The 22,478-nt window shown below is 70.9% G+C and carries 16 protein-coding genes; 4 read left to right on the top strand and 12 right to left on the bottom strand.

Annotation, left to right across the window (positions count from 1 at the left end):
• Positions 1 to 12: 12 nt before the first annotated feature.
• The 3 genes from AQJ84_RS02315 to AQJ84_RS02305 all read right to left on the bottom strand — a co-directional run bounded on the left by AQJ84_RS02315 (position 13) and on the right by AQJ84_RS02305 (position 5,687).
• A complete protein-coding gene (locus AQJ84_RS02315) occupies positions 13 to 3,795 on the bottom strand; it encodes a DUF4062 domain-containing protein (RefSeq protein ID WP_225877268.1) in 3,783 nt (1,260 codons plus the stop codon).
• Between the two features lie 129 nt (positions 3,796 to 3,924).
• A complete protein-coding gene (locus tag AQJ84_RS02310) occupies positions 3,925 to 4,587 on the bottom strand; it encodes a response regulator (protein ID WP_030040824.1) in 663 nt (220 codons plus the stop codon).
• Positions 4,584 to 5,687: a sensor histidine kinase gene (locus AQJ84_RS02305; RefSeq protein ID WP_030040825.1), complete on the bottom strand. Its 1,104-nt coding sequence runs from the start codon at positions 5,685 to 5,687 to the stop codon at positions 4,584 to 4,586. Before AQJ84_RS02305 ends, AQJ84_RS02310 begins: the two co-directional genes overlap by 4 nt.
• Positions 5,688 to 5,854: 167 nt before the next feature.
• Between AQJ84_RS02305 and AQJ84_RS02300 the strand changes: the two genes are divergently transcribed.
• Positions 5,855 to 6,859, top strand: a complete 1,005-nt coding sequence (locus AQJ84_RS02300; RefSeq protein WP_053190283.1) for a carboxymuconolactone decarboxylase family protein — start codon at positions 5,855 to 5,857, stop codon at positions 6,857 to 6,859.
• Positions 6,860 to 7,007: 148 nt separating this feature from the next.
• Positions 7,008 to 7,676, top strand: a complete 669-nt coding sequence (locus AQJ84_RS02295) for a hypothetical protein (RefSeq protein ID WP_030040828.1) — start codon at positions 7,008 to 7,010, stop codon at positions 7,674 to 7,676.
• Between the two features lie 40 nt (positions 7,677 to 7,716).
• On the opposite strand, the gene AQJ84_RS02290 is transcribed toward AQJ84_RS02295, so the two are convergent.
• The 9 genes from AQJ84_RS02290 to AQJ84_RS02250 form a co-directional block, all read right to left on the bottom strand.
• Positions 7,717 to 9,243, bottom strand: coding sequence for an NCS1 family nucleobase:cation symporter-1 (locus tag AQJ84_RS02290; RefSeq protein WP_030040829.1), 1,527 nt, complete (start codon positions 9,241 to 9,243; stop codon positions 7,717 to 7,719).
• A 122-nt stretch (positions 9,244 to 9,365) separates the two neighbouring features.
• Positions 9,366 to 10,385 carry a TIGR03842 family LLM class F420-dependent oxidoreductase gene (locus AQJ84_RS02285; protein WP_053190284.1) on the bottom strand — a complete coding sequence of 340 codons (1,020 nt, stop codon included), beginning with the start codon at positions 10,383 to 10,385 and terminating at the stop codon, positions 9,366 to 9,368.
• An 11-nt stretch (positions 10,386 to 10,396) separates the two neighbouring features.
• Entirely contained in the window at positions 10,397 to 11,800 is a 1,404-nt protein-coding gene (gene hydA, locus AQJ84_RS02280) for a dihydropyrimidinase (protein ID WP_030040831.1), read from the bottom strand.
• Positions 11,801 to 11,897: 97 nt separating this feature from the next.
• On the bottom strand, positions 11,898 to 12,740 hold the full coding sequence (locus AQJ84_RS02275) for a nitrilase-related carbon-nitrogen hydrolase (RefSeq protein WP_053190285.1): 843 nt from the start codon (positions 12,738 to 12,740) through the stop codon (positions 11,898 to 11,900).
• Between the two features lie 155 nt (positions 12,741 to 12,895).
• Positions 12,896 to 14,470: a PucR family transcriptional regulator gene (locus tag AQJ84_RS02270; RefSeq protein ID WP_053190286.1), complete on the bottom strand. Its 1,575-nt coding sequence runs from the start codon at positions 14,468 to 14,470 to the stop codon at positions 12,896 to 12,898.
• A 28-nt stretch (positions 14,471 to 14,498) separates the two neighbouring features.
• Positions 14,499 to 15,785, bottom strand: a complete 1,287-nt coding sequence (locus tag AQJ84_RS02265; RefSeq protein WP_030040834.1) for an aspartate aminotransferase family protein — start codon at positions 15,783 to 15,785, stop codon at positions 14,499 to 14,501.
• The gene (locus tag AQJ84_RS02260; protein WP_030040835.1) at positions 15,782 to 16,624 is read right to left on the bottom strand and encodes a nitrilase-related carbon-nitrogen hydrolase; all 843 of its coding nucleotides are present in this window, start codon (positions 16,622 to 16,624) and stop codon (positions 15,782 to 15,784) included. Before AQJ84_RS02260 ends, AQJ84_RS02265 begins: the two co-directional genes overlap by 4 nt.
• A 170-nt stretch (positions 16,625 to 16,794) precedes the next feature.
• Positions 16,795 to 18,462 carry a hypothetical protein gene (locus tag AQJ84_RS02255; RefSeq protein ID WP_053190287.1) on the bottom strand — a complete coding sequence of 556 codons (1,668 nt, stop codon included), beginning with the start codon at positions 18,460 to 18,462 and terminating at the stop codon, positions 16,795 to 16,797.
• A gap of 148 nt (positions 18,463 to 18,610) precedes the next feature.
• On the bottom strand, positions 18,611 to 18,862 hold the full coding sequence (locus AQJ84_RS02250; RefSeq protein WP_030040838.1) for a helix-turn-helix domain-containing protein: 252 nt from the start codon (positions 18,860 to 18,862) through the stop codon (positions 18,611 to 18,613).
• Between the two features lie 32 nt (positions 18,863 to 18,894).
• Here AQJ84_RS02250 and map point away from each other — a divergent pair, with 32 nt between their 5' ends.
• Together map and AQJ84_RS02240 are read left to right on the top strand one after the other, a co-directional pair.
• Positions 18,895 to 19,662: a type I methionyl aminopeptidase gene (gene map, locus AQJ84_RS02245; RefSeq protein WP_030040839.1), complete on the top strand. Its 768-nt coding sequence runs from the start codon at positions 18,895 to 18,897 to the stop codon at positions 19,660 to 19,662.
• Between the two features lie 266 nt (positions 19,663 to 19,928).
• Positions 19,929 to 22,478, top strand: a complete 2,550-nt coding sequence (locus AQJ84_RS02240; protein WP_030040840.1) for an ATP-dependent Clp protease ATP-binding subunit — start codon at positions 19,929 to 19,931, stop codon at positions 22,476 to 22,478.

Below are 22,478 nucleotides of genomic sequence, written 5' to 3'. Positions count from 1 at the left end.
CCTGGTTGCCGCTTACAGGTAACCTTCTGGAGGATCGTAGTCATCACGTTTCTGCCGCACGACCTCTGCCTCTTCCGTTCGTAGGTCATTCAGCATTTCCCAGGCCCTGTTACTGCGCTCGCCCACTGCGGCAAGTCCGTTGGCAGCCAGGGATCGCACGATTCCGCTCGGGTCCTGGGTGGCGACATACACCAGGAAGTCAGGTACCCAGTCCGGGTAGTCCTCCGACGCACGACCGGTGGCCCTCCGGCGATAAAGCTCCTCGACCCTCCGCAGCATGATGTCCTCGGCATCGAAATCATAGGTCCAGTCGAAAAGCCACAGACTTCTCCATGGCTCTGCCCACAGGAACTCCGGTGTAGGGGGGATACGCTGCCCTCGCGGGGCGACCAGGTGGCGCAGGATCCCCATACGCACCACTGTTTCTTCGCCGGTGAATTTCTTGACCAGCAGGGGACGCACCCAAGGAGCGTCGCATTCCGAGATGAGCCCGAAGAGGCGCTGCCGTATGGAGATGTTTTTCTTGCGCGACACCATGAGCTGGGCGACACGTTGCTGTTCTCCACGCTCTGCGACTTCCAGGAACAGCATCATCGCGAGGTAGCGAATCGCCGCCTCGTCGTCATGGATCGCCCGCTCCGCGAGCAGCGATTTCCGACCCTTCGTGTGTGGATGGACTGCTTGCCATACCAGCATGGCCTCGAATCTGAGGCCGGCGTCTGGTTCCACCTCGATGCGACCCTCAAGCCATTCCACGATCTCCTCGTCGCCGTACTGCGACCTAAGTGCCGCCATGGTCAATCGACGGAGATAGGCCGGTACCGTCACATCCTCGCACTTCCAGAGCACCCAGGATTTGGCTTCAACATCCCGGACCAACGCGGCAACAATGTTCCGCACCAACGAATCCGTGATGTACGGCCATCCAGTGACATGTTCATCGGATAGCCGTCGGTACACCCATTGGCGATTCTCCGCGTCGCCGGGCCAGCCGCGTGCCAGAGCGACCAGCGCGACACCCGCCGGCCGCATGAATTCAGCCCCCGTCTCGTGCCCCCGCAGAATCGTCCGGCAGTCCTCACGGTGACGCCAGCCTTCGAGAAGGGCGTCTGCCAAGGCGTCCTGAACGGCCTCCCCGTCCTCCCTTGGATTCCGCCCACGAAGCCCGGCACCGGAAAGCCTGAGGACCAACTCCAGCGCCCGGCGATTCCCCGACCAACGGCGCGCCAGATACTGGGCCATCTCGATGATCACCGTATAGGCGGTCTCCACCCGCGCCCGCGTCTCCAGTGCGTCGAGCACCACCGTCGACTCCGGCCAACTGCGGTCCAGAGCCTGTAGTGCCGACATCCGTACCCGGGAGATCCGGTCGCTGCGCAGCACGTCCGCCAGGGGTGCCGCCACGTCCTCCCTGCCCGGCCACTCCCGTTCGAGCGCCGCGATGGCGCCCCGCCGGACCGGTTCCGCCGGGTCCTTGAGGGAGGCCAGGGCGAATTCCCGGCGTTCCTCCTTCGAGCGCAGGGCCAGTTGGAGCTGGAAGGCGATCATTCTTCCGCGAAGGGGTTTCGCCCCTTCCAGGTCGTCGATGATCTTTCGCGTCGTCTTCCGGACGGTGACCGTGGAGGCGAGCACCGAGAAGGACCCCAGCGCGTCGTCGAGGAACGCGGTCACCGCGTGCGACTCGGACTGCCGTGCGGCCGCGCGGACGGACTCCACCAGGTCGTGGACGAACTGGCGTGACCAGGCGTCGTCGTTGGTCCCCACCTCCGCGAGGCAGCGCGCCGCGAACGTCAGTTGCAGGGGAAGGCCGCTCACCTCCTCGCCCCGAACGTGTTCGATGACCTTGCGTACCGGGGATTCCTGCTCCTTCAGCATCGCGATCAGCAGTAACAGCACCTCACGCCACTCGCTCTTGCGCCAGTGCGCGCCGAAGAGTTCACGGGTGAGCCAGTCGTAGTCCGCCTCGCGGCGGTTGAACTCGGCCTTGCAGTGCAGTGCCGCGTAGTACTCCATGAACGTGCGGTGGACGAACCCGAACCGCTGCTCCCCCACCTCCGCGATGACGTACGTCCGCTCGCGAAGGTGGTCGAGTATCTCGGAGGCCACCGCCCGGGCCTCCCCGGGTGACTTGTGGTACTCGCTCTGCAGGTACGCGGCGATGATGGTGAGCAGCGGCTCGCGGGCGATGGCGTTGAGTTCGCTGCCGGCCCGCTGGTGCTCCAGCATGTACATCGACACCTGCTGGAGGAGTTCGGCCTTCTGCTCCGCCACCATGGGGAAGCCGAGGGGAAGCGACTCGTCCCGCGCGATCTTCTTGCGTTTGACCTCCCAGTCCTCCAGGAGGACCTCGGTGCACCTCTTGTAGAGCTGCATCCGCTTTTCCGGCAGGTCGTGGTGCTTGTAGATGACCGCCATCATGGTCAGGAGGAGCGGGTTTCCCGCGAGTTCCAGCAGGCGCGGGCTCTCGGAGATCCGCCGGGTCAGCCCCTGGGCGTCCCGCTCGTCACCCTGCCACGTGTAGTAGGTGTACCACTTCGGCACGAACTCCCGGACCTCCGGCATCCCGAAGCCCAGGACGGTGTAGTGGCGGAAGTCGTCGCGTTCGAGTTCGAGTGCGCTGTAGCCGGCGATGCGTGAGGTCACCACCACGCGGCATCCGCCGTACGTGCGCGAGAACTGCCGGAACTCCTCGATCACCTCGGTCTGGGTGCGGGGGTCGAAGACCTCGTCGAGGCCGTCGAACATGACGACCACCCGGTCCCGCTCGTCGAGGACCGCCCGCACGTCCTCGGCGTCCACGCGCACGCCGTACCGGCGCCCGACGTTGGCGGCGATGTAGTCCACGAAGTTCGTGGCGGGGTCCAGGACGTACTGTCGCAGCTCGACCAGGAAGGGAAGCGGGGCGTGCCGGAGGTTGGCGGGCAGTTGGTCCGGGCCGCGTCCGGTGTCGCAGAGCCGCAGCACGGCGTCGAGGAGCAGGGTGCTCTTCCCGCTGCCCGGAGCCCCGAGGAAGACCTGTCGGCGTTCCCGGGCCAGCACGTCCTGGATCTGTTCCACGGGGGCGCCGCTCGCACCCGTCGCCGCGCCGAGCGACATCTCGGCCGCCTCGTCCGCCTCCGTCTCCTCCGGCGGCTCGCCCGGCTCGTCCTGCGGGCAGGTCACCTCGTACTCGGGCGAACCGCCCTGGACCGGCTGCGGCACGAACACGTCGGTCAGCGGGATCTCCGCGAAGCTGCGGTCCTGCTTCGCACCGGCGATGACCGCCAGCCTGACCCAGCGATGGGCGTCGAACATGGCCCGCCGGTACGCCTCCCAGTCGGCCACTCCGCGGGTGCCGCCCTGTTCCCGCTCCCAGCGGTAGATGGCCTCGCCGACCTTCTTGCTCAGGTCGAGCTCGTCCAGGAACTCGTCGGCGATCCTGTCGTGCTGCAGGCGGGTGCGGAACGCGGCCAGCCTCCCCATGGCCTCCGCGTTCAGTTCGAGGCGGCTCATGGGCCATCGGGCGTCCTCGGAGAGGAGGAAGAGCAGCCGGGGCTTGCCGAGTTCGACGGCCTTCAGGTACTCGAGTTCGGTGATGGACACCTCCCCGTCCCCGGGGACGAACCCGTACCGTCCCGCGACGATGCACACGTAGAGGTCGCAGGCGGCCACGTCGGCCAGGCACTTGTCGAGCGGACGTACGTCCTCGGCCCCGTAGTACTCCATGGCCACGTCGGTGTGCTTCATCCGTCGGATGGTCTGCGACACCTGCCGGCGGGCCTCCTGGAGGTCCTGGAAGGTCGAAGAGATGTACACGTTGGCCAAGGCGCCCCCTCGTTCGGCCCGGCCGTGCGTCCCCCGCAGCGACCTGACCTCCATCGTCGTCGGTGTGCCGCCGCGCGGACAAGCGGTTCCGGTAGATCTTCGAGCGGGGGCCGGCCCCTGTCACTGGCTGCGTGCCGTGACCAGCCCCGACTCGTACGCGAACACCACCAACTGCGCCCGGTCCCGTGCCCCCAGCTTCGTCATCGCCCGGCTGACGTGCGTCTTGGCCGTGAAGGGGCTGATGACCATGTGCTCGGCGATCTCCTCGTTGCTGAGGCCGCGCGCCGCGAGGGCGGTGACCTCGCGTTCCCGGCGGGTCAGGCACTCCAGGCCGGGGGCCGTGGACCGGTCGGGTGGCCGGGAGACGAACTCGCCGATCAGGGTGCGGGTGACCGACGGTGACAGCAGCGCCTCGCCGCCGGCCACCACCTCGATGGCCTGGAGGAGGTCCGCCGGTTCGGTGTCCTTGAGGAGGAAACCGCTCGCGCCCGCCCGCAGTGCCTCGAAGACGTACTCGTCGAAGCCGTAGTTGGTGAGGATGACGACGCGGACGGCGGCCAGGGCCGGGTCGGCGGCGATGTGGCGGGTCGCCTCGATGCCCGTCATCACCGGCATCTGTACGTCGATCAGCGCGATGTCGGGCACCTGTGCGCGGACGAGGGCCACGCCCTGCCGGCCGTCCGCCGCCTCGCCCACCACCTCGATGCCGTCCTCGGCGTCGAGCAGCGCGCGGAATCCGGCGCGCATCAGCGCCTGGTCGTCGACGAGTGCCACGGTGATCATCCGGCAGCCTCCCACGGCAGGTGCGCACGCACCGAGAACCCGCCCTCGGCGCGCGGCCCGGTGTGCAGTGCGCCGCCGAGGGCCGTGACGCGTTCACGCATGCCGGTGAGGCCCATGCCCGGGGCGGCCGGGCGGCTCGGGTCGGCTGCCCCGTCGTCGTCCACACGTATCACCAACTCGTCCTCTCCATAGCACAGTTGGACCTGGACCTTTGCCTGCCCCGCGTGCCGTGCCGCGTTCGTCAGCGCCTCCTGGACGATGCGGTACACCGCCCGGTCGACAGTCGCCGGCCGGGCACGCTCCTCACCGGTCACCGTCAGCTCGACCGCCAGGCCGGCCGCTCGCGCCCGCTCCACGAGCTCGGCGGGCGTGCCCGTGGGCTCGTCGGTGCGCAGCACCTCCAGCGTGGCGCGCAGCTCACGCATCGCCTCGCCGCCGGCCTCCTGGATGGCGAGGAGGGCGGGCGGTACCTCCTCGCCCCGTTTGCGGGCCAGGTGGACGGCGACGCCCGCCTGGAGTTTGACGATGGAGATGCTGTGGGTGAGGGAGTCGTGCAACTCCCTGGCTATGCGCAGGCGTTCCTCGCCAGCGCGGCGCAGGGCCACCTCCTCGCGGGTCCGTTCGGCCTCCAGCGCGCGTTGTTCGGTCTGGCGCAGGTACGCCTGCCAGTTGCGGTCGGCGAGGCCGGTCACGACCGCGCACAGGAACCAGCCCGTCAGCAGGGCGGCCTTCTCCACCACTTCCCGGGTGGTCGGATCCGTGGCCACGTACGCCGCGAGGTAGAGCCCGCTCGCCGCTCCGGCCCAGCCGCGGTGCCCCACGCGGGCCGCGGTGTGCACGGCGGCGAGGACGGGGAGGGCGGCCGGCAGACCCGGCTGGGCGTGCAGGACGTGGGCCACGCCGGTCGCCGTGGCCACGGCCAGGACCGACAGCGGACAGGGGCGGTAGAAGGCCAGGGCGGCCGAACCCAGCGCGAGGAGCGCGTAGTCGAGGGCCGTCGTGTCCGCGTCGAACGCGGCCGTGGTCAGGACGAGGGCGCCGACCACGGCCGCCAGGGCCGCGTCGGCGAGACTCCTGCGTGTGACCAAGTGCCCGCTCATGCACGCACCGTAGCGGGCCCGGCGGACATCGGCGTCAGCCCTGTGGACAACTCCCGGACTACTCCCGGCGGAGTAGCGAGCGGGGCCGGACGGCCCGGCCGGCGCAGCGCCAACCGTCTCCGGCGGTACGACGACCAGGCCCGTCTCCGTGGCGCACGCTGCTGCCCATGCCCACACCTTTCCGCTACACCGAACCCCTGCCGCCCCGGGCGGCCACCGGTCGCGTGGCCGAGGTCTACGCCCAGCTCTCCCGTGACTTCGGCATCGACAAGCCCGTCACCTTCGTGGTCCTCTCCTCGGCGCCCGAGATCCTCGCGCCCGCCTGGGCGCTGATGCGCGAGTCGCTCATCGCGGGCCCCGGCAGCCGTACCGGCAAGGAACTGGCGGCACTCGGGGTGTCGCTCGCCAACAGGTGCCCGTTCTGTGTGGACGCGCACACCATGCTGCTGCACGCGACCGGCGACCACGCGCTCGCCGAACGGCTGGCCGCAGGAGGGCGGCCGGAGAACGAGGAGCACGCTCGCGTGCTGGACTGGGGTGAGCGCACCCGTGTACCGGGCGGCCTCCGCACCGGGCCCTACCCCTTCCCGCGCGAGCACGCCCCCGGCTACCTCGGCACCGCCCTCGCCTTCCACTTCATCAACCGGATCGTGTCGGCCCTGCTGACCGAGAACCTGCTGCCGGGCAACGCCCAGCGGTTCCGGGCGGTGCGCAGCCTCGGCGGCCGCGCGCTCGCCCGGACCGTACGCCGCCCCGCCCGGCCCGGCGATGCCCTCACGCTGCTCGATCCCGTCGACCCCGGCGAGGCCCCCGCCTGGGCGGGCGGCACACCGGTCGGCATCGCGTACGCGGCGCTGCTCAGGGCGGCCATGGCGGGCGCCGGCCTCCTCGACGCCGACGACCACGACCTCGTGGAACAGACCGTGCAGGACTGGGACGGAACACACCCGCCGCTCGCCCTGAGCGGGTTCCCCGACCGGCGGGAGCGTCCCGGCGCGCGGCTCGCGCTGCTGGCCGCGCTCGCGCCGTACCGGATCACGGACGAGGACGTGGCGGCCTGGCGGCGGCCGGAGCACACCGACCACTGTCTGGTGCACCTGGTGGCGTACGGGGCCTTCCTGGCCGTGGACCGTGTCGAGTCGGCCCTCAATCGTCCCATCGCCCGGACATAAAGGGGCACATGACGCATCGGCGGCGAGGCGCTGTGACGGCCCGGGCACGGAGCGAGTTGGCACTTCCGTCGCACAGGGAGTCGTGTGAAACTGGCGCCCCGTCCGCAGTGCGGACCGCTTCCGCACCGTCCCCCACGAAAAGTGCGCCGTGCGTTCTCTCTCCCTGCCGCTCGCCCTCACCGCGCGCCTGTCGCCCGTCGTCGTGCTCGCCACGGCGGGCTGGGCGCTGACGTCCGGTCCGTTCGCCGCGACCTCGGCCGCCGAGCACAAGGAGGCGCAGAAGACCGACACGCAGTCCGCGTCCGCGCCGGCGACGGCGGCCGCGTCGAAGGCCTACCCCACCGCACCCGCCCCGTGCGACAGCCTCGCCGAGAAGACGGTCAAGTCGCTCGTGCCGGGCGCCAAGACGGCCGGCAAGGAGATTCCGTCCACGGACTCGAAGCTGCGCCGCACCTGCTCGTGGAACGCCCTCAAGGGGTACGACTACCGCTGGCTGGACGTCTCCTACGAGATCACGGACTCGGACGACAAGGCGCGGCAGTCGTACCAGGGCAACGTGTCGGACAAGAGCGGCGGCGGGGACGTCCCGGGGCTCGGGGACTCGGCGTACTCCGTCGTGAACCTCACCACCGAGGACAAGCAGCAGACCCGCGAGGGTGTGGTGATGGTGCTCGCGTCGAACGCGCTGGTGACCGTCACGTACAACGGCAGCGACTTCGAGTCGAGGAAGGCGCCCAGTACGGACGAGATCAACAAGGGCGCCATCAAGGCCGCCAAGGAGGCGGTCGCGGCACTGGAGGACGGCCGGAAGAGCTGAGTGCCCTCCCAACCGCCCTCCAGCGGCACGGCGTTCGGCCTCACGCCTCCAGGCGGTCCCTTCCACGCGCCAGCATCAGCGCCACGTACAGCACCATCGACGTACCCAGGCCCACCGCCCAGCCGTAGTCGGCCAGCGGTTCCAGCGCCGGGACGGGCCTTCCGTCGATCAGCGGCTTGAAGCTGGCGCCGCCGACGGCGAGCACGCCGCCGACGACGAAGGCGACGACGGCCCGCCAGTTCCAGCCGCCCTCGTACCAGTAGCGGCCGCCCGTGCGGTACAGGTCGGTCAGGTCGAGCTTGCCGCGGCGCAGGATCCAGTAGTCGGCGATGAGGATGCCGGCGACCGTGCCGAGCAGACCGCCGACCAGGCCGAGCCAGGTGAAGATGTAGCCCTGCGGGTCGGAGTACAGCTTCCAGGGGAAGATCAGCACGCCGATGACACAGGTGGCGAGGGCGCCAGCCCGGAAGGTGATCCGGCGGGGCGCGATGTTGGAGAAGTCGAAGGCCGGCGACACCAGGTTGGCCGCGACGTTCACGGACAGGGTCGCCACCAGCACGGTGACCAGTGCGAACAGCAGACCCACGACGTTGTCCGTCTTGGCGGCGAGCTGTACCGGGTCCCAGATGGTCTCGCCGTAGACCGCCTGCGAGCCGGAGGTGACCATCACCGACAGCAGCGCGAACAGCGTCATCGTGGTGGGAAGGCCGAGGGCCTGCCCCCACGTCTGCGCCTTCTGGCTCTTGCCGTACCGGGTGAAGTCGGGGATGTTCAGCGAGAGCGTGGACCAGAAGCCGATCATGCCCATGAGGGACGGCCAGAACAGCTTCCAGAAGTCGGCGCCCCAGCCGAGCTTGGAGGGCTGGTCGAGAAGCGGGCCGAAGCCGCCCGCCTTGTTGCTCATCCAGATCAGCATCACCAGTGCGCCGACCAGCACGAAGGGCGCAGCCCAGTTCTCGAAGCGGCGGATCGTCTCCATGCCCCGGTAGATGATCGCGACCTGGATCGCCCAGAAGATCCCGAACGACAGCCACATGGTCCAGGGGTGGCCGCCGAACGAACCGGCGTCGCTCCAGCCGTTCCCGATGAGCTTCCCGGCGAGGAAGTAGATCGCCTCGCCGCCGATCCAGGTCTGGATGCCGAACCAGCCGCACGCCACCAACGCGCGGACGACGGCGGGGAGGTTGGCGCCGCGGATACCGAAGGAGGCGCGGGCGAAGACCGGGAAGGGGATGCCGTACTTCGGTCCCGCGTGCCCGGTGAGGAGCATCGGGACCAGCACGATCACGTTGGCCAGGGCGATGGTGAACACCGCCTGCTTCCAGTCCATGCCGACGGCTATCAGACCCGAGGCCAGGGTCCAGGACGCCGTGTTGTGGGCCATGCCGACCCACAGCGCGGAGAAGTTGTACGTGGTCCAGGTGCGCTTCTCCACCGGGACCGGCAGCAGGTCCTCGTTGGCGTAGGGGCCGCTCGGGGCGGGGGCGCCCGGGGCGAGCTCCACCCGGCCGTCGGCGAGGGTGACTTGGGCGGACGGCGGTATGGCCGTGGGAGCGGTGTCGGTCATGGGCAGGCCAATCAATGAAGGGTGGGTCCGGAAAGGCCGTGCGGGCTCCGGCTCCCTCCCCCGGGCAGGGGGAGGGAGGAACTGGAGTGGGGGGATGGGGAGTTGAGCGGTGCGGGGCTGGGTCAGGCGTTGACGGCCGGGATCACCTTCGTGCCGTACGCGTCGATGGTGGCTTCCTGGGCGTCGTGCATGTCGTACACGGCGAACTGGTCGACGCCCAGCTCGCGCAGCGCGTGCAGCTTCTCGATGTGCTTCTCGACCGGACCGATGACGCAGAACCGGTCGACGATCTCGTCGGGCACGAACTGGGTGTCGGGGTTGTCGGCGCGTCCGTGGTGGGAGTAGTCGTAGCCCTCGCGCGCCTTGATGTACTCGGTGAGCTCGTCGGGTACGGCCGCGGAGTGCTCGCCGTACTTGGAGACCAGGTCGGCGACGTGGTTGCCGACCATGCCGCCGAACCAGCGGCACTGGTCGCGGGCGTGGGCGAGCGCCTCGGGCGAGTCGTCCTCGGTGACGTACGCCGGGGCGGCGACGCAGATCTTCACCTCGGAGGGGTCTCGGCCGACGGCGACGGCCGCGTCCTTGACCGCCTTCACCATGTACTCGGTCAGGTAGAGGTCGGAGAGCTGGAGGATGAACCCGTCGGCCTCCTCCCCGGTCATCTTCAGCGCCTTGGGGCCGTACGCGGCCATCCAGACGGGGAGTTCGGCGCCGGGCCTGATCCACGGGAACCTGACGACCGTACCGCCGAGGTCGGCCTCGTCGCCGCGGCCGAGCGCCCGGATGACCTTCATGGCCTCGCTGATCCGGGCCAGGGTGTTGGGCTTGCGGCCGGCGACCCGCATCGCGGAGTCGCCGCGGCCGATGCCGCAGACCGTGCGGTTGCCGAACATGTCGTTGAGAGTGGCGAAGGTGGAGGCGGTGACCTCCCAGGTGCGGGTGCCCGGGTTGGTGACCATCGGGCCGACCTTCAGCTTGCTGGTGTTGGACAGGATCTGGCTGTAGATCACGAACGGCTCCTGCCACAGCACGGCGGAGTCGAAGGTCCAGCCGTAGGTGAAGCCGTTGCGCTCGGCCCGCTTCATCAGGCTGATGACCTTCGAGGCCGGCGGGTCGGTCTGCAGGACGAGTCCGAAGTCCATGGGCGCCACTCCTAGTTGAGGTACTGACAGGTGGAGCGGGGGGTGTAGACGCCGTGCCCGGCGTGCCCGGTGTACTCCCGCTCGGTGATGACGAGTTCGCCGCGCGAGAGGACGGTCTCGACACGGCCGGTGAGGCGCTTGCCCTCGTACGCCGAGTAGTCGACGTTCATGTGGTGCGTCTCGGCGGAGACGATCTGCTCGGCGTGCGGGTCGTAGATGACGACGTCCGCGTCGGCGCCGGGGGCGATGGTGCCCTTCTTCGGGTACATGCCGAACATCCGGGCCGGGGTCGCGCAGGCGATCTCGATCCAGCGCCGGCGCGAGATGTGCCCGTCGACGACGGCCTGGTGGAGCAGGTCCATACGGTTCTCGACGCCCGGCAGGCCGTTGGGGATCTTCGAGAAGTCGCCGCGGCCGAGCTCCTTCTGGCCCACGAAGCAGAAGGGGCAGTGGTCGGTGGAGACGACCTGGAGGTCGTTCGTCCTGAGGCCCTGCCAGAGCTTCGCCTGGTGCTCCCTGGGGCGAAGGGGCGTCGAGCACACGTACTTCGAGCCTTCGAAGTCCGGCTCGGCGAGGTTGTCCGTCGACAGGAACAGGTACTGGGGGCAGGTCTCGCCGAAGACGTTCAGGCCCTCGTCGCGTGCCCTGGCCAGTTCGGCGACCGCCTCCATCGCCGAGACGTGCACGACGTAGAGCGGGGCGCCCGCGACCTGGGCCAGCCGGATCGCCCGGTGGGTGGCCTCGGCTTCGAGGAGCGCCTTGCGCACTTCCCCGTGGTAGCGCGGGTCGGTCTCGCCGCGGGCCAGCGCCTGCTCGACCAGCACGTCGATCGCGATGCCGTTCTCGGCGTGCATCATGATCAGGCCGCCGTTCTCGGCGGAGCGCTGCATGGCGCGCAGGATCTGGCCGTCGTCGCTGTAGAAGACGCCCGGGTAGGCCATGAACTGCTTGAAGGAGGTGACGCCCTCCTCCACCAGCAGGTCCATCTCCTTGAGCGTCTCCTGGTTCACATCGGAGACGATCATGTGGAAGCCGTAGTCGATCGCGCAGTTGCCCTCTGCCTTGGCGTGCCAGGCGTCCAGGCCCTCGCGCAGGGAGTGGCCGACGCTCTGTACCGCGAAGTCGACGATGGTCGTCGTGCCGCCCCAGGCCGCCGCCCGGGTGCCGGTCTCGAAGGTGTCGGAGGCGAAGGTGCCGCCGAAGGGCAGCTCCATGTGGGTGTGGGCGTCGACGCCGCCCGGGATGACGTACTTCCCGGTGGCGTCGAGGGTGCGCTCGGCCGTCCAGGCCTCGGCGGCCGCGGTGCCGGAGGCGGCGAGGGCGGCGATGCGGCCGTCCTCGATCAGGACGTCTGCGTGGATCTCGTCGGACGCGGTGACGACGAGGCCACCACGGATGACGGTACGGCTGCTCATGCGTGGACGCTCCGCTGGTTCGTGGTCGAAAGTGCGGGTCGTGGGTGGCTGGTCGCGCGGTGCCCCGCGCCCCGGCCGGGGCGCGGGTACCGGCCTGCTACGGCGCGGTGATCGGGGCGTACGCGTCCGGGCGGCGGTCGCGGTAGAACTGCCAGCGGTCGCGGACTTCTCGCAGCTTGGCCAGGTCCAGGTCGCGGACCACCAGTTCGGTCTCCTTGTCGCCGGCCACCTCGCCGACGAACTGGGCCTCCGGGTCGACGAAGTACGACGTCCCGTAGAAGTCGTTGTCGCCCAGCTCCTCGACGCCGACCCGGTTGATCGCTCCGACGAAGTACTCGTTGGCGGCGGCCGCGGCCGGCTGCTCCAGCTGCCACAGGTAGGCGGACAGGCCGCGTGAGGTCGCCGACGGGTTGAAGACGATCTCGGCACCCTCCAGCCCCAGCGCCCGCCAGCCCTCCGGGAAGTGCCGGTCGTAGCAGATGTAGACGCCGATCTTCCCGACGGCGGTCTCGAAGACCGGCCAGCCGCTGTTGCCCGGGCGGAAGTAGAACTTCTCCCAGAAGCCGGGCACCTGCGGGATGTGGTGCTTGCGGTACTTGCCGAGGTACGAGCCGTCCGCGTCGATCACGGCGGCGGTGTTGTAGAGGACGCCGGGCTGCTCCTCCTCGTACATCGGCAGCACGAGGACGAGGCCGAGTTCCTTGGCCAGTGCCTGGAAGCGCTTGACGATCGGGCCGTTCGGGATCTGCTCGGCGTACTCGTAGAACGCCTTGTCCTGGACCTGGCAGAAGTACGGCCCGTAGAACAGCTCCTGGAAGCACAGGACTTGAGCACCCTGTGCGGCCGCGTCGCGCGCCGCCTGCTCGTGTACCTGGATCATCGACTCCTTGTCGCCGGTCCAGGCGGTCTGGAAGAGGGCGGCACGGATCACTGTGCTCATCGGGACCTCCGGTCGCTCGGTGTGCCGTGAGCCTAGGAAGTCGCGTGGTGGTCTTTGAGTTGCACCGTGTCACGTCTGAGGGCGTGCGGCGTGCCACGGTGTCACTCTGCCGTGGGCCCATGTTTCACCGCCGTTTTCCCAGGTCGTTCCACGTTTCAGCCCTGTTGCGCGTCGTGCGCGAGGAGTGCGATGTGCACCGAGGCGGCCTGCTCGAAGTCGTCGAGGTCGACACCGAGCCGCGCCTGTATCGCCTCCAGTCGGCGGTACAGCGCCGGCCGGGAGACGTGGTGGAGCTGTGCGGTGCGGGACTTGTTGCGGCCGGAGGCGAGGTACGTCCGCAGGACGGCGAGCAGGTCGTCCCCGGTCGCGCACAGCAGCCCGTCCAGTTCGCGCTCCGCGAAGGACTGCACGTGCGGGTCGTCGCGCAGCAGCCGGATCAGCCCGCGCAGATGGACGTCCTTGAGGCGTACGACGGCCGGCAGGTCCAGCACGGCCGAGGAGTCCGCCACGGCGTCGGCGACGTGCTGGGCCTCGCGCAGTCCGGCGGGGACGTCGTCCCAGCCGGTGCACGCGTCGGCCGCCGCCACCACGGCCTTCGACGAGCCGGACTCGGTCCGCAGCCGCGCCACGAAGTGCGCCGTGAGGGCGGGCGCGTCCTGGTCCCGGGCCAGGCTCAGCAGGACGGCGACGGCACCGTCGGCCAGTTCGGCGACGATGCCGGAAAGCCCCAGCATGCGCAGCACGCGGTCGAGCTGGGGCGTCTCACCGTCGCGGACCACCAGCGGGACGAAGGTGCGCCGGTTGACGGGCAGTCCGGCCGCGCGGGCCCGGGGCAGCAGCTGCCGTGCCGGTACGACCCCGCTGACCAGGTCGGTCAGCAGGCCCTGCGCGGACTGTTCCTCCCAGGTGTGCGCGGAGGTGCCGCCGAGCATGCGGTGCAGCACCAGCGCCTCGGCGGCCCGGTCGGCGAGCAGCCGGCCGGTGGCGGTGTCCCCGCGGTAGCCGCACAGCGTGATCCGGCCCCAGCGCTCGCCGCGCCCGGCCAGCTCGGCGCGGATCCAGCCGTCGCCCTCGCTGCCGCCGGCCTGGCGGGCGATGCGCTCCCAGTCGCGCAGCACGTCGTCCACGGCGGGCCGCTCGCCGGCCGTGGCGAGGACGCGGTGCGCGAGGTTGGTGACGACTACGGGGCAGCCGCTGTGCTGGGCGACCTCGTCGAGCAGGTGCTGCAGGGGCGCGCCCGCGGTGATGAGCCCGGTGAGGGCGGTCCGTACGGCCTCGGACAGGCTGACGGCGGCGAACTTCCGCCGGACCAGGCGGGCCTGGACCTCCTCGGTCAGCTCGGCGAAGGGGAAGGGCCGGTGGAGCACGACCATCGGGAGCCCGCACCGCTCGGCGGCCCGCCGCATCACGTCCGGCGTGGCGGGGAACGCGCGGCCCAGGCCCAGGACGACGGCGGCCGCCTCGGCGCGGTGCAGGGACTGGATGTAGTCGGCCTGCGCGCCCTCGTCGCCGGCGAGCAAAACCCCGGTGGTGAGCACCATCTCGCCCCCGCTGAGCATCACGCCCACGTCGGCCGCCTCGGCGACGTGCACCCAGCGCACGGCACGGTCGAGCTGGCTCGCGCCGGCCACCACCTCGGGCTCCCCGGCGAGGACCCGTTCCAGGGCGAGGACCTGGCGGACCGACAGGGTCGGTTCCACTGGCTCCCAGGTGTCCGGGGTGGTGGTCATGGCGGTGTTTCCCTTGCTCGGGATGGTGCTACTGGATGCTCCTCAGAGCGCCTTCGAGGATCGCGGCGCCTTCCTCGGCCTCCGCGACCGTGAGGGACAGGGGCGGGGCGACCCGCAGGGCGCTGGTGTTGTGGCCGCCGCCCTTGCCGATGAGCAGTCCGCCCTCGCGGGCCGCTTCCAGCACGGCCGACGCCGTGTCCGGGTCGGCCTGGTCGGTGCCGGGTTTCACCAGCTCGATGCCGAGCATCAGCCCGCGTCCGCGCACCTCCCGGACGGCCGGAACGTGCGCGGCGACGGCCCGCAGCCGTTCGAGGAGCAGCCCGCCGACCCGCCGGGCGTTGCCCTGGAGGTCGTGTTCCAGCAGGTACGTGAGGTTGGCGAGGCCGGCCGCCATGGTGATCTGGGTGCCGCCGAACGTCGAGATGCTGTTGGCGTCGAGGCAGTTCATGATCTCGCCGCGGGCGACGACCCCGCCGATGGACATGCCGTTGCCGATGCCCTTGGCGAAGGTGAGGATGTCCGGCGGACCGTTCTGCGCGTGCGCCTGCCAGCCCCAGAAGTGGTCGCCGGTGCGGCCCCAGCCGGTCTGCACCTCGTCGGCGATCCACAGGATGCCGCGCTCCTTGAGCACCTCGCGGAAGGCCGCGTACAGGCCGTCCGGCGGTGAGGTGAAGCCGCCGACGCCCTGGACGGGTTCGGCGATCAGGGCGGCGGGCGGGCGGGTGTGACCGAGGACGTCCCTGAGGTCGTCGACGCAGGCGTCGATGAACTCGGCGTCACTCAGCGCCGCGAAGGGGCCCCGTGTCCGCACGCCTCCGTGGACGTACAGGGTCTGCAGCGGGGACAGGGAGGTGGGCGACCAGCCGCGGTTGCCGGTGATGCCGACCGTGCTGAACGAGCGGCCGTGGTAGCTGTTGCGCATCGCCAGGACGGTGTTGCTGCGCCGGTACGTCGTCGCCAGCAGCAGGGCCGTGTCGTTGGCCTCGGTGCCGGAGGTGGTGAAGAAGACGCGGGCGTCCGGGATGCCGCTCAACTGGGCGATGCGCTCGGCGAGTTCGACCATCGGCCGGTTGAGGTACAGGGTCGACGAGTGGATGATCCGCCCGGCCTGTTCGGTCACCGCCTTGGTGATCTCGGGCAGGGCGTGCGCGGTCATCGTCGTCAGGATGCCGCCGAAGAAGTCGAGGTACCTGTTGCCCTCGGCGTCCCAGACGTGGCGTCCCTCGCCGTGGGTGATCTCCAGCGGGTCCTCGTAGTAGAGGGCGAGCCAGTCGGGCAGGACGCTCCGGTGGCGGCCCAGCAGGTCCTTGGTCACGGCTGCACCAGCCCGTCGTAGGCGTCGGGTCGTCGGTCGCGGTAGAACGCCCACTGTTGCCGTACGTCCTCGATGAGGTCGAAGTCGAGGTCGCGGACGACGAGTTCCTCCGTCTTGTCGCTGGCGGTGTCGCCCACGAACTGTCCGCGCGGGTCGACGAAGTAGCTCGTCCCGTAGAAGTCGTTGTCGCCGTACTCCTCGACGCCGACCCGGTTGATCGCGGCGACGAAGTACTCGTTGGCGACGGCCGCGGCCGGCTGTTCGAGGCGCCACAGGTGGGAGGAGAGCCCGCGGTGGGTGGCGGAGGGGTTGTAGACGAGCTGGGCGCCGTTGAGGCCCAGCTGCCGCCAGCCCTCGGGGAAGTGCCGGTCGTAGCAGATGTAGACGCCGACCTTGCCGACGGCGGTGTCGAAGACCGGCCAGCCGACGTTGCCCGGCTTGAAGTAGTACTTCTCCCAGAAGCCCTTGACCTGGGGGATGTGGTGTTTGCGGTACTTGCCGAGGACGGTGCCGTCGGCGTCGATCACGGCCGCGGTGTTGTAGTAGAAGCCCGACTGCTCGACCTCGAAGACCGGGACGACGATCACCATGCCCGTCTCGCGCGCGAGCTCCTGCATACGACGGGTGGTCGGCCCGTCGGGCACCGGCTCGGCCCAGCGGTAGTGCTCCGGCTCCTGGACCTGACAGAAGTAGGGCGCGTTGAAGACCTCCTGGAAACCGATGATCTTCGCACCCCGGCGGGCCGCCTCGCGGGCGTACTCCTCGTGTTTCGCCACCATGGACTCGGTGTCGCCGGTCCAGGTGGCCTGGACGAGGGCGGCACGTACGACGTTGGCCATGAGCTGCTCCTTCGGCGGGTCGTCAGAGCCTCTACGCCCGTAGACGCAGGTCGTAGAGGCACGAACGTAAGCCTCACCGGGAGCCTTGCCAAGACCATCGTCGTTAACCCGCTGAGTCGATCACGTTTCACACTCCTGTGGGTGAGTGAGAAGGGCGGTACGACCGTCTCTCAGGCGGGGTGACCGGCGACCCGCAGGGCGTGCAGCAGGTCCCGGTGGCGCTCGCCCGGGATGCCCCGGGCGGCCTCCAGCAGGAGCGGGAGGAGGGTCTGGGGATCGGGCTCGACGCTGCCGGCGACCTCCTCCGGGGTGCGGGCGCGGACGTACACGTGCAGGAGCGTGCGGGCCTCGCGGTGGCGGCCCTCGGCGGTCAGCCCGAGTACGGCGCGCCCCATCTCGTCGGCGGGCCGCCCCACGCCCTGCCTGAGGATCTGCTCCCCGTCGGCGACGTGCCCGGCGGCGGTCAGGGCGTCGGCCGCGGCCACCAGCCCGCCGGGTGACAGGGAGGCCGCCTCCCACAGCAGGGTCGCCCAGTCGGCGCCGAGGCCGGCGCGCTGCATGTCGGCGGCGAGCAGCGGGTAGCGTGCGGCGGGCCAGTGGGCCAGCTCGGCGAGCAGGGCGTGGGCCTCGCCGCTGCGGCCCTCGCCGCGCAGCCGGCTCAGCCTCTGCACGACCCCGGCGGACTCGCGCCGGGCCGCCTCGTCCAGCGGCTCGGCCTGCGACTGCGGACGTACGTCAGCGTCCGCGGCCCTGGCGTACCGGGCTCCGCGCAGGCCGCGGCCGGTGCGGGCACGGGGGGCGGGCAGGTCCGGTACGGCCGCCGGGGGGACGACCACGGGGGTGGCCTCCTCCTCGGCCATCCCGGCGAACCGGGCACCGCCACGGCGCCGCTTGCGCTGTCTGGCGGCGGGCGCGGGCTGCTCCTGCGGGGCTGGAGCCGTGGGCTGCGGGGCGGCGGGAAGGGAGTGGTGCGAGGCGGCGGCCGCGTGGCCGTGACCGGCCTGCCCGGCGTCGTCCTCCGTTTCGGGTGCGGACCGCTCGTCGCGCTGCTGCGGCATGCTGGGGAACCCGCCGTCGTACGGATCGTCGTACGCGTCGTCGCGCCGGCCCGGTGGTGTGCCGTACCCGTCACGGTCGTCCGGCGGGGCGGGGTGGGACCACGACGGGACGTACGCCTCGTGCGTGTCGGAGACGGCGCCGTCGGAGTCACGACCGCCGGAGGACGTGCCGTACGTGTCATGGACACCCGTGGGACCCGGCGCCTCTCCGTAGGCCGTGCGACCGGCCGGCGGACGGCTGCCGTAGGCGTCGCGCGCCCGGGCCCCCATCGAGCGCTGGTCCAGGTCCTCCATCCGGGCGCGGAGTTCGGCGCAGCGGCGGGTCGCGCGCTCGTGGTCGTCGCGGGCCCAGGCGAGGTCGAGGCGGATGGTGTCGGCCTCTTGCCGGGTGGTGGCGGAGGCGAGTGCGCGGCCCAGTTCGGCCTGCCGTTCGGCGGCGTAGCGCTGTTCGCGGAGCATGACGTCGAAGCGGTCGCCCAGCGCGTCACGGCCACCGGGCCGGGCGTCGTGGGCGACGAGCGCGGCGGCGTGCAGCGGGCGGGCCCGGTCCACCTCGGGGGCGGCCACGGCGGCGCCGTACTCGGTCGCGAAGTCCTGGAGGAGGGCCTCGACCACGTCCCAGGGCGGTATCTCACGCCCGTCGAGGCAGGCCCGCATGCCCTCGGGGTCGCGTTGCCAGAACACGCCGCACCAGCCGGCGCCCTGGTCCAGGCGGGCCAGCAGACCGTCCAGGTAGTTCGCGAACTCCCGCACTCGACCGGGGAGTTGATCCAAAGTCATCGCTCAACTCCCGCCAGACCGGAGCACTCCGCTCCGTAGGCAACACCAGTCGTGTTACGGGGGCGCTACGGGGAGTTTTCCGGCGTAGTGCATGAGGCTCATCGCGCGACCTCGACCGAGTGCGGGTCAGGCGGCCGACGAGCGCCCTTCAGACCCCCGCCAACGCGCACCGTTGGGCCAGTTCGTCCATCGACAGACCGAGCGCGCGGGCCAGCGCCGCCACGGTGAAGAACGCCGGCGTCGGCGCACGGCCGGTCTCGATCTTACGGAGGGTCTCCGCGGAGATTCCGGCCTCGGCCGCGACCTCCGTCATGCTGCGGCCGCCGCGGGCCTCGCGCAGGAGGCGGCCGAAACGTTCGCCGCGTTCGCGCTCTTCGGGAGTGAGGGGGGTGCGCACCATACCGTCATTGTAATACCGGTATAGTAATTGGCATGGTAGAGCTGAAGACGGATACATCGATCGACGCCATGTACGAGGCGGGACAGGTCGTCGGACGTGCCCTGACGGCCGTCCGCGACGCCGCCGACGTGGGGGTCTCCCTGCTGGAGCTGGACGAGGTGGCACACGACGTGCTGCGGGAGGCCGGCGCGGGCTCACCCTTCCTCGGCTACCGGCCCTCGTTCGCGCCCACGCCGTTCCCGGCCGTCATCTGCGCCTCCGTGAACGACGCGATCGTGCACGGCATCCCGACCGCCTACCGCCTGCGCGACGGGGACCTCGTCTCCATCGACTGCGGAGCGGAGCTGGGCGGCTGGGCCGGCGACTCGGCGATCAGTTTCGTGGTGGGCCGAGCGCGCCCGGCCGACGTCCGCCTGGTCGAGACCGCCGAGCGGGCGCTCGCGGCGGGCATCGGGGCGGCGGTCGTGGGCAACCGCGTCGGCGACATCGCGCACGCGATCGGCACGGTGTGCCGGGCCGCGGGATACGGCATCCCGGAAGGCTTCGGCGGTCACGGGATCGGCCGGCGCATGCACGAGGACCCGCCGGTCCCGAACGAGGGCCGGCCAGGACGCGGGCTGCGGTTGCGGCACGGCATGGCCCTCGCGATCGAGCCCATGCTCATCGGCGGCGGCACGGACGGCTACCACGAGGCGCCGGACGGCTGGACCCTGCGCACGAACGACGGTTCCCGCGCGGCCCACGCGGAGCACACGGTGGCGATCACGGACGCGGGGCCCCGGATCCTGACGGCACGCTGAGCGGGGGCGGACGTGGGTGCGACGCGTCCGCCGCCGCCCACGAGCCCGGTGTCGTCGGCCACCAGGGCGATGAGCATCGGCGCGAACAGGGCACCGCCGAGCGCAGGGCACCCTCCGCCTGAACATGCCCCCTCCCACCGATCGTGCGAAGGTGTTCTACGAAGCACGCCCAGGGGTGTAACCGACTGCCACCCGGGTTACCCGACCCCGGCACGTCGATCAGCGAGGGCGTCCCGGGCCCCGTAGGGACGCCGGATGGGAACGCCATGACCAGCGGCTTCACCGGCTCAGAAGGGTACGACCCCTTCGGAGAATTCCTCGCCCGCTTCTTCGGCGGACCGCGTCCCGGTCCGCGCCAGATCGACCTCGGGCGGCTGCTCAGTCAGCCCGCGCGGGAGCTGGTGCGGGGCGCCGCCCAGTACGCCGCCGAGCACGGCAGCCGGGACCTGGACACCCAGCACCTGCTGCGGGCCGCGCTGTCCGCCGAGCCGACCCGGAGTCTGCTCAGCCGCGCCGGTGCGGATCCGGACTCGCTCGCGTCGGAGATCGACGAGCGCTCGGGGCCGGTCCAGCATCCGCCGGGCGAGGTGCCGCCGCCGACCTCGCTGTCGCTGACCCCGGCCGCCAAGCGCGCCCTGCTGGACGCGCACGACCTGGCCCGGGCGCGCGGCGCCGGCCACATCGGCCCCGAGCATGTGCTCAGCGCCCTCGCCTCGAACCCGGACTCGGCGGCCGGGCACATCCTCAACTCGGCCCACTTCGCGCCCTCGGGCCTGCCGCCCGACTCGGCCGCGGACGGCGGACAGTCCCGCAGCGAGCGCCCCGGGCCCGCCGCCACGGGCACGCCCACGCTGGACAAGTACGGCCGCGATCTCACCGACCTGGCCCGGCAGGGCCGTATCGACCCGGTGATCGGGCGGGACCAGGAGATCGAGCAGACCATCGAGGTGCTCTCCCGGCGCGGCAAGAACAACCCGGTCCTCATCGGTGACGCGGGCGTCGGCAAGACCGCCATCGTGGAGGGGCTCGCCCAGCGCATCTCCGAGGGTGACGTGCCGGACGTGCTCGTCGGGCGGCGGGTGTTCGCCCTGGACCTGACCGGGGTGGTCGCCGGGACCCGTTACCGGGGCGACTTCGAGGAGCGGCTGAACAACATCGTCGGCGAGATCAGCGCCAACTCCGACCGGCTGATCGTCTTCATCGACGAGTTGCACACGGTGGTGGGCGCCGGTGGCGGGGGCGACAGCGGGTCCATGGACGCCGGCAACATCCTCAAGCCGGCCCTGGCCCGCGGCGAGCTGCACATCGTGGGCGCGACGACCCTGGAGGAGTTCCGCCGGATCGAGAAGGACGCGGCGCTGGCCCGCCGCTTCCAGCCGATCCTGGTGCCGGAGCCCACCCCCGCGGACGCCATCGAGATCCTGCGCGGGCTGCGCGACCGCTACGAGGCCCACCATCAGGTGCGGTACACCGACGAGGCCCTGGTGGCGGCCGTCGAGCTGTCCGACCGCTATCTCAGCGACCGGCGCCTGCCGGACAAGGCGATCGACCTGATCGACCAGGCCGGTGCCCGCGTGCGGCTGCGGGCACGGACCAAGGGCACGGACGTACGGGCCATGGAGCACGAGGTCGAGCAGCTGGTCCGGGACAAGGACCAGGCGGTCGCGGACGAACAGTACGAGCAGGCCATGCAACTGCGGGACCGCATCACCGAGTTGAAGCAGCGGATCGACGAGGCCGAAGGGGGCGTCGAGGGCGACGAGGGACAGCACCTGGAGGTGACCGCGGAAGCCATCGCCGAGGTGGTGTCCCGGCAGACCGGCATTCCGGTCAGCAGCCTCACCGAGGAGGAGAAGGACCGGCTGCTCGGCCTGGAAGGGCATCTCCACGAACGGGTCGTGGGCCAGGAGGAGGCGGTCCGGGTGGTCTCCGACGCGGTGCTGCGCTCCCGCGCCGGGCTCGCCAGCCCCGACCGGCCGATCGGCAGTTTCCTGTTCCTCGGCCCGACCGGCGTCGGCAAGACCGAGCTGGCGCGGGCGCTGGCCGAGGCTCTGTTCGCCAGCGAGGAGCGGATGGTCCGCCTCGACATGAGCGAGTACCAGGAGCGGCACACCGTCAGCCGTCTGGTCGGCGCGCCGCCCGGGTACGTGGGCCACGAGGAGGCCGGCCAGCTCACCGAGGTCGTGCGCCGGCACCCGTACTCGCTGCTCCTGCTGGACGAGGTGGAGAAGGCGCACCCGGACGTCTTCAACATCCTCCTCCAGGTGCTCGACGACGGACGGCTCACCGACTCCCAGGGCCGGACGGTCGACTTCACCCACACCGTCATCGTCATGACCAGCAACCTCGGCTCCGAGGCGATCATCCGGCGCGGCACCGGCATCGGGTTCGGGGCGGGCGGCGCCGAGGCGGACGAGGAGGCGCGGCGCGAGCAGATCCTGCGGCCGCTGCGGGAGCACTTCCGGCCCGAGTTCCTCAACCGCATCGACGAGGTCGTCGTCTTCCGTCAGCTCACCGCCGCGGAGCTGCGGCGGATCACCAACCTGCTGCTGGAGCGGACCCGCGGGCTGCTGAACGCGCAGGGCATCGCGGTGGACATCACCGACCCGGCCGTCGACTGGCTCGCCGAGCGCGGCTACCAGCCCGAGTACGGCGCCCGGCCGCTGCGCCGCACCATCCAGCGCGAGGTCGACAACCAGCTGTCCCGGCTGCTGCTGGACGACCGGATCGCCGAGGGCGGCCGGGTGACGGTGGACGTCGAGGACGGGCGGCTCGCCTTCCGTACGGAGGAGCTGCCGCCCGCGCCCGAGTTGTGA

It is taken from the genome of Streptomyces resistomycificus (assembly GCF_001514265.1).
Lineage (GTDB): Bacteria > Actinomycetota > Actinomycetes > Streptomycetales > Streptomycetaceae > Streptomyces > Streptomyces resistomycificus.
The sequence above is the reverse complement of the archived record's forward strand: the minus strand, read 5'-3'. Positions and strand labels throughout refer to the sequence as shown.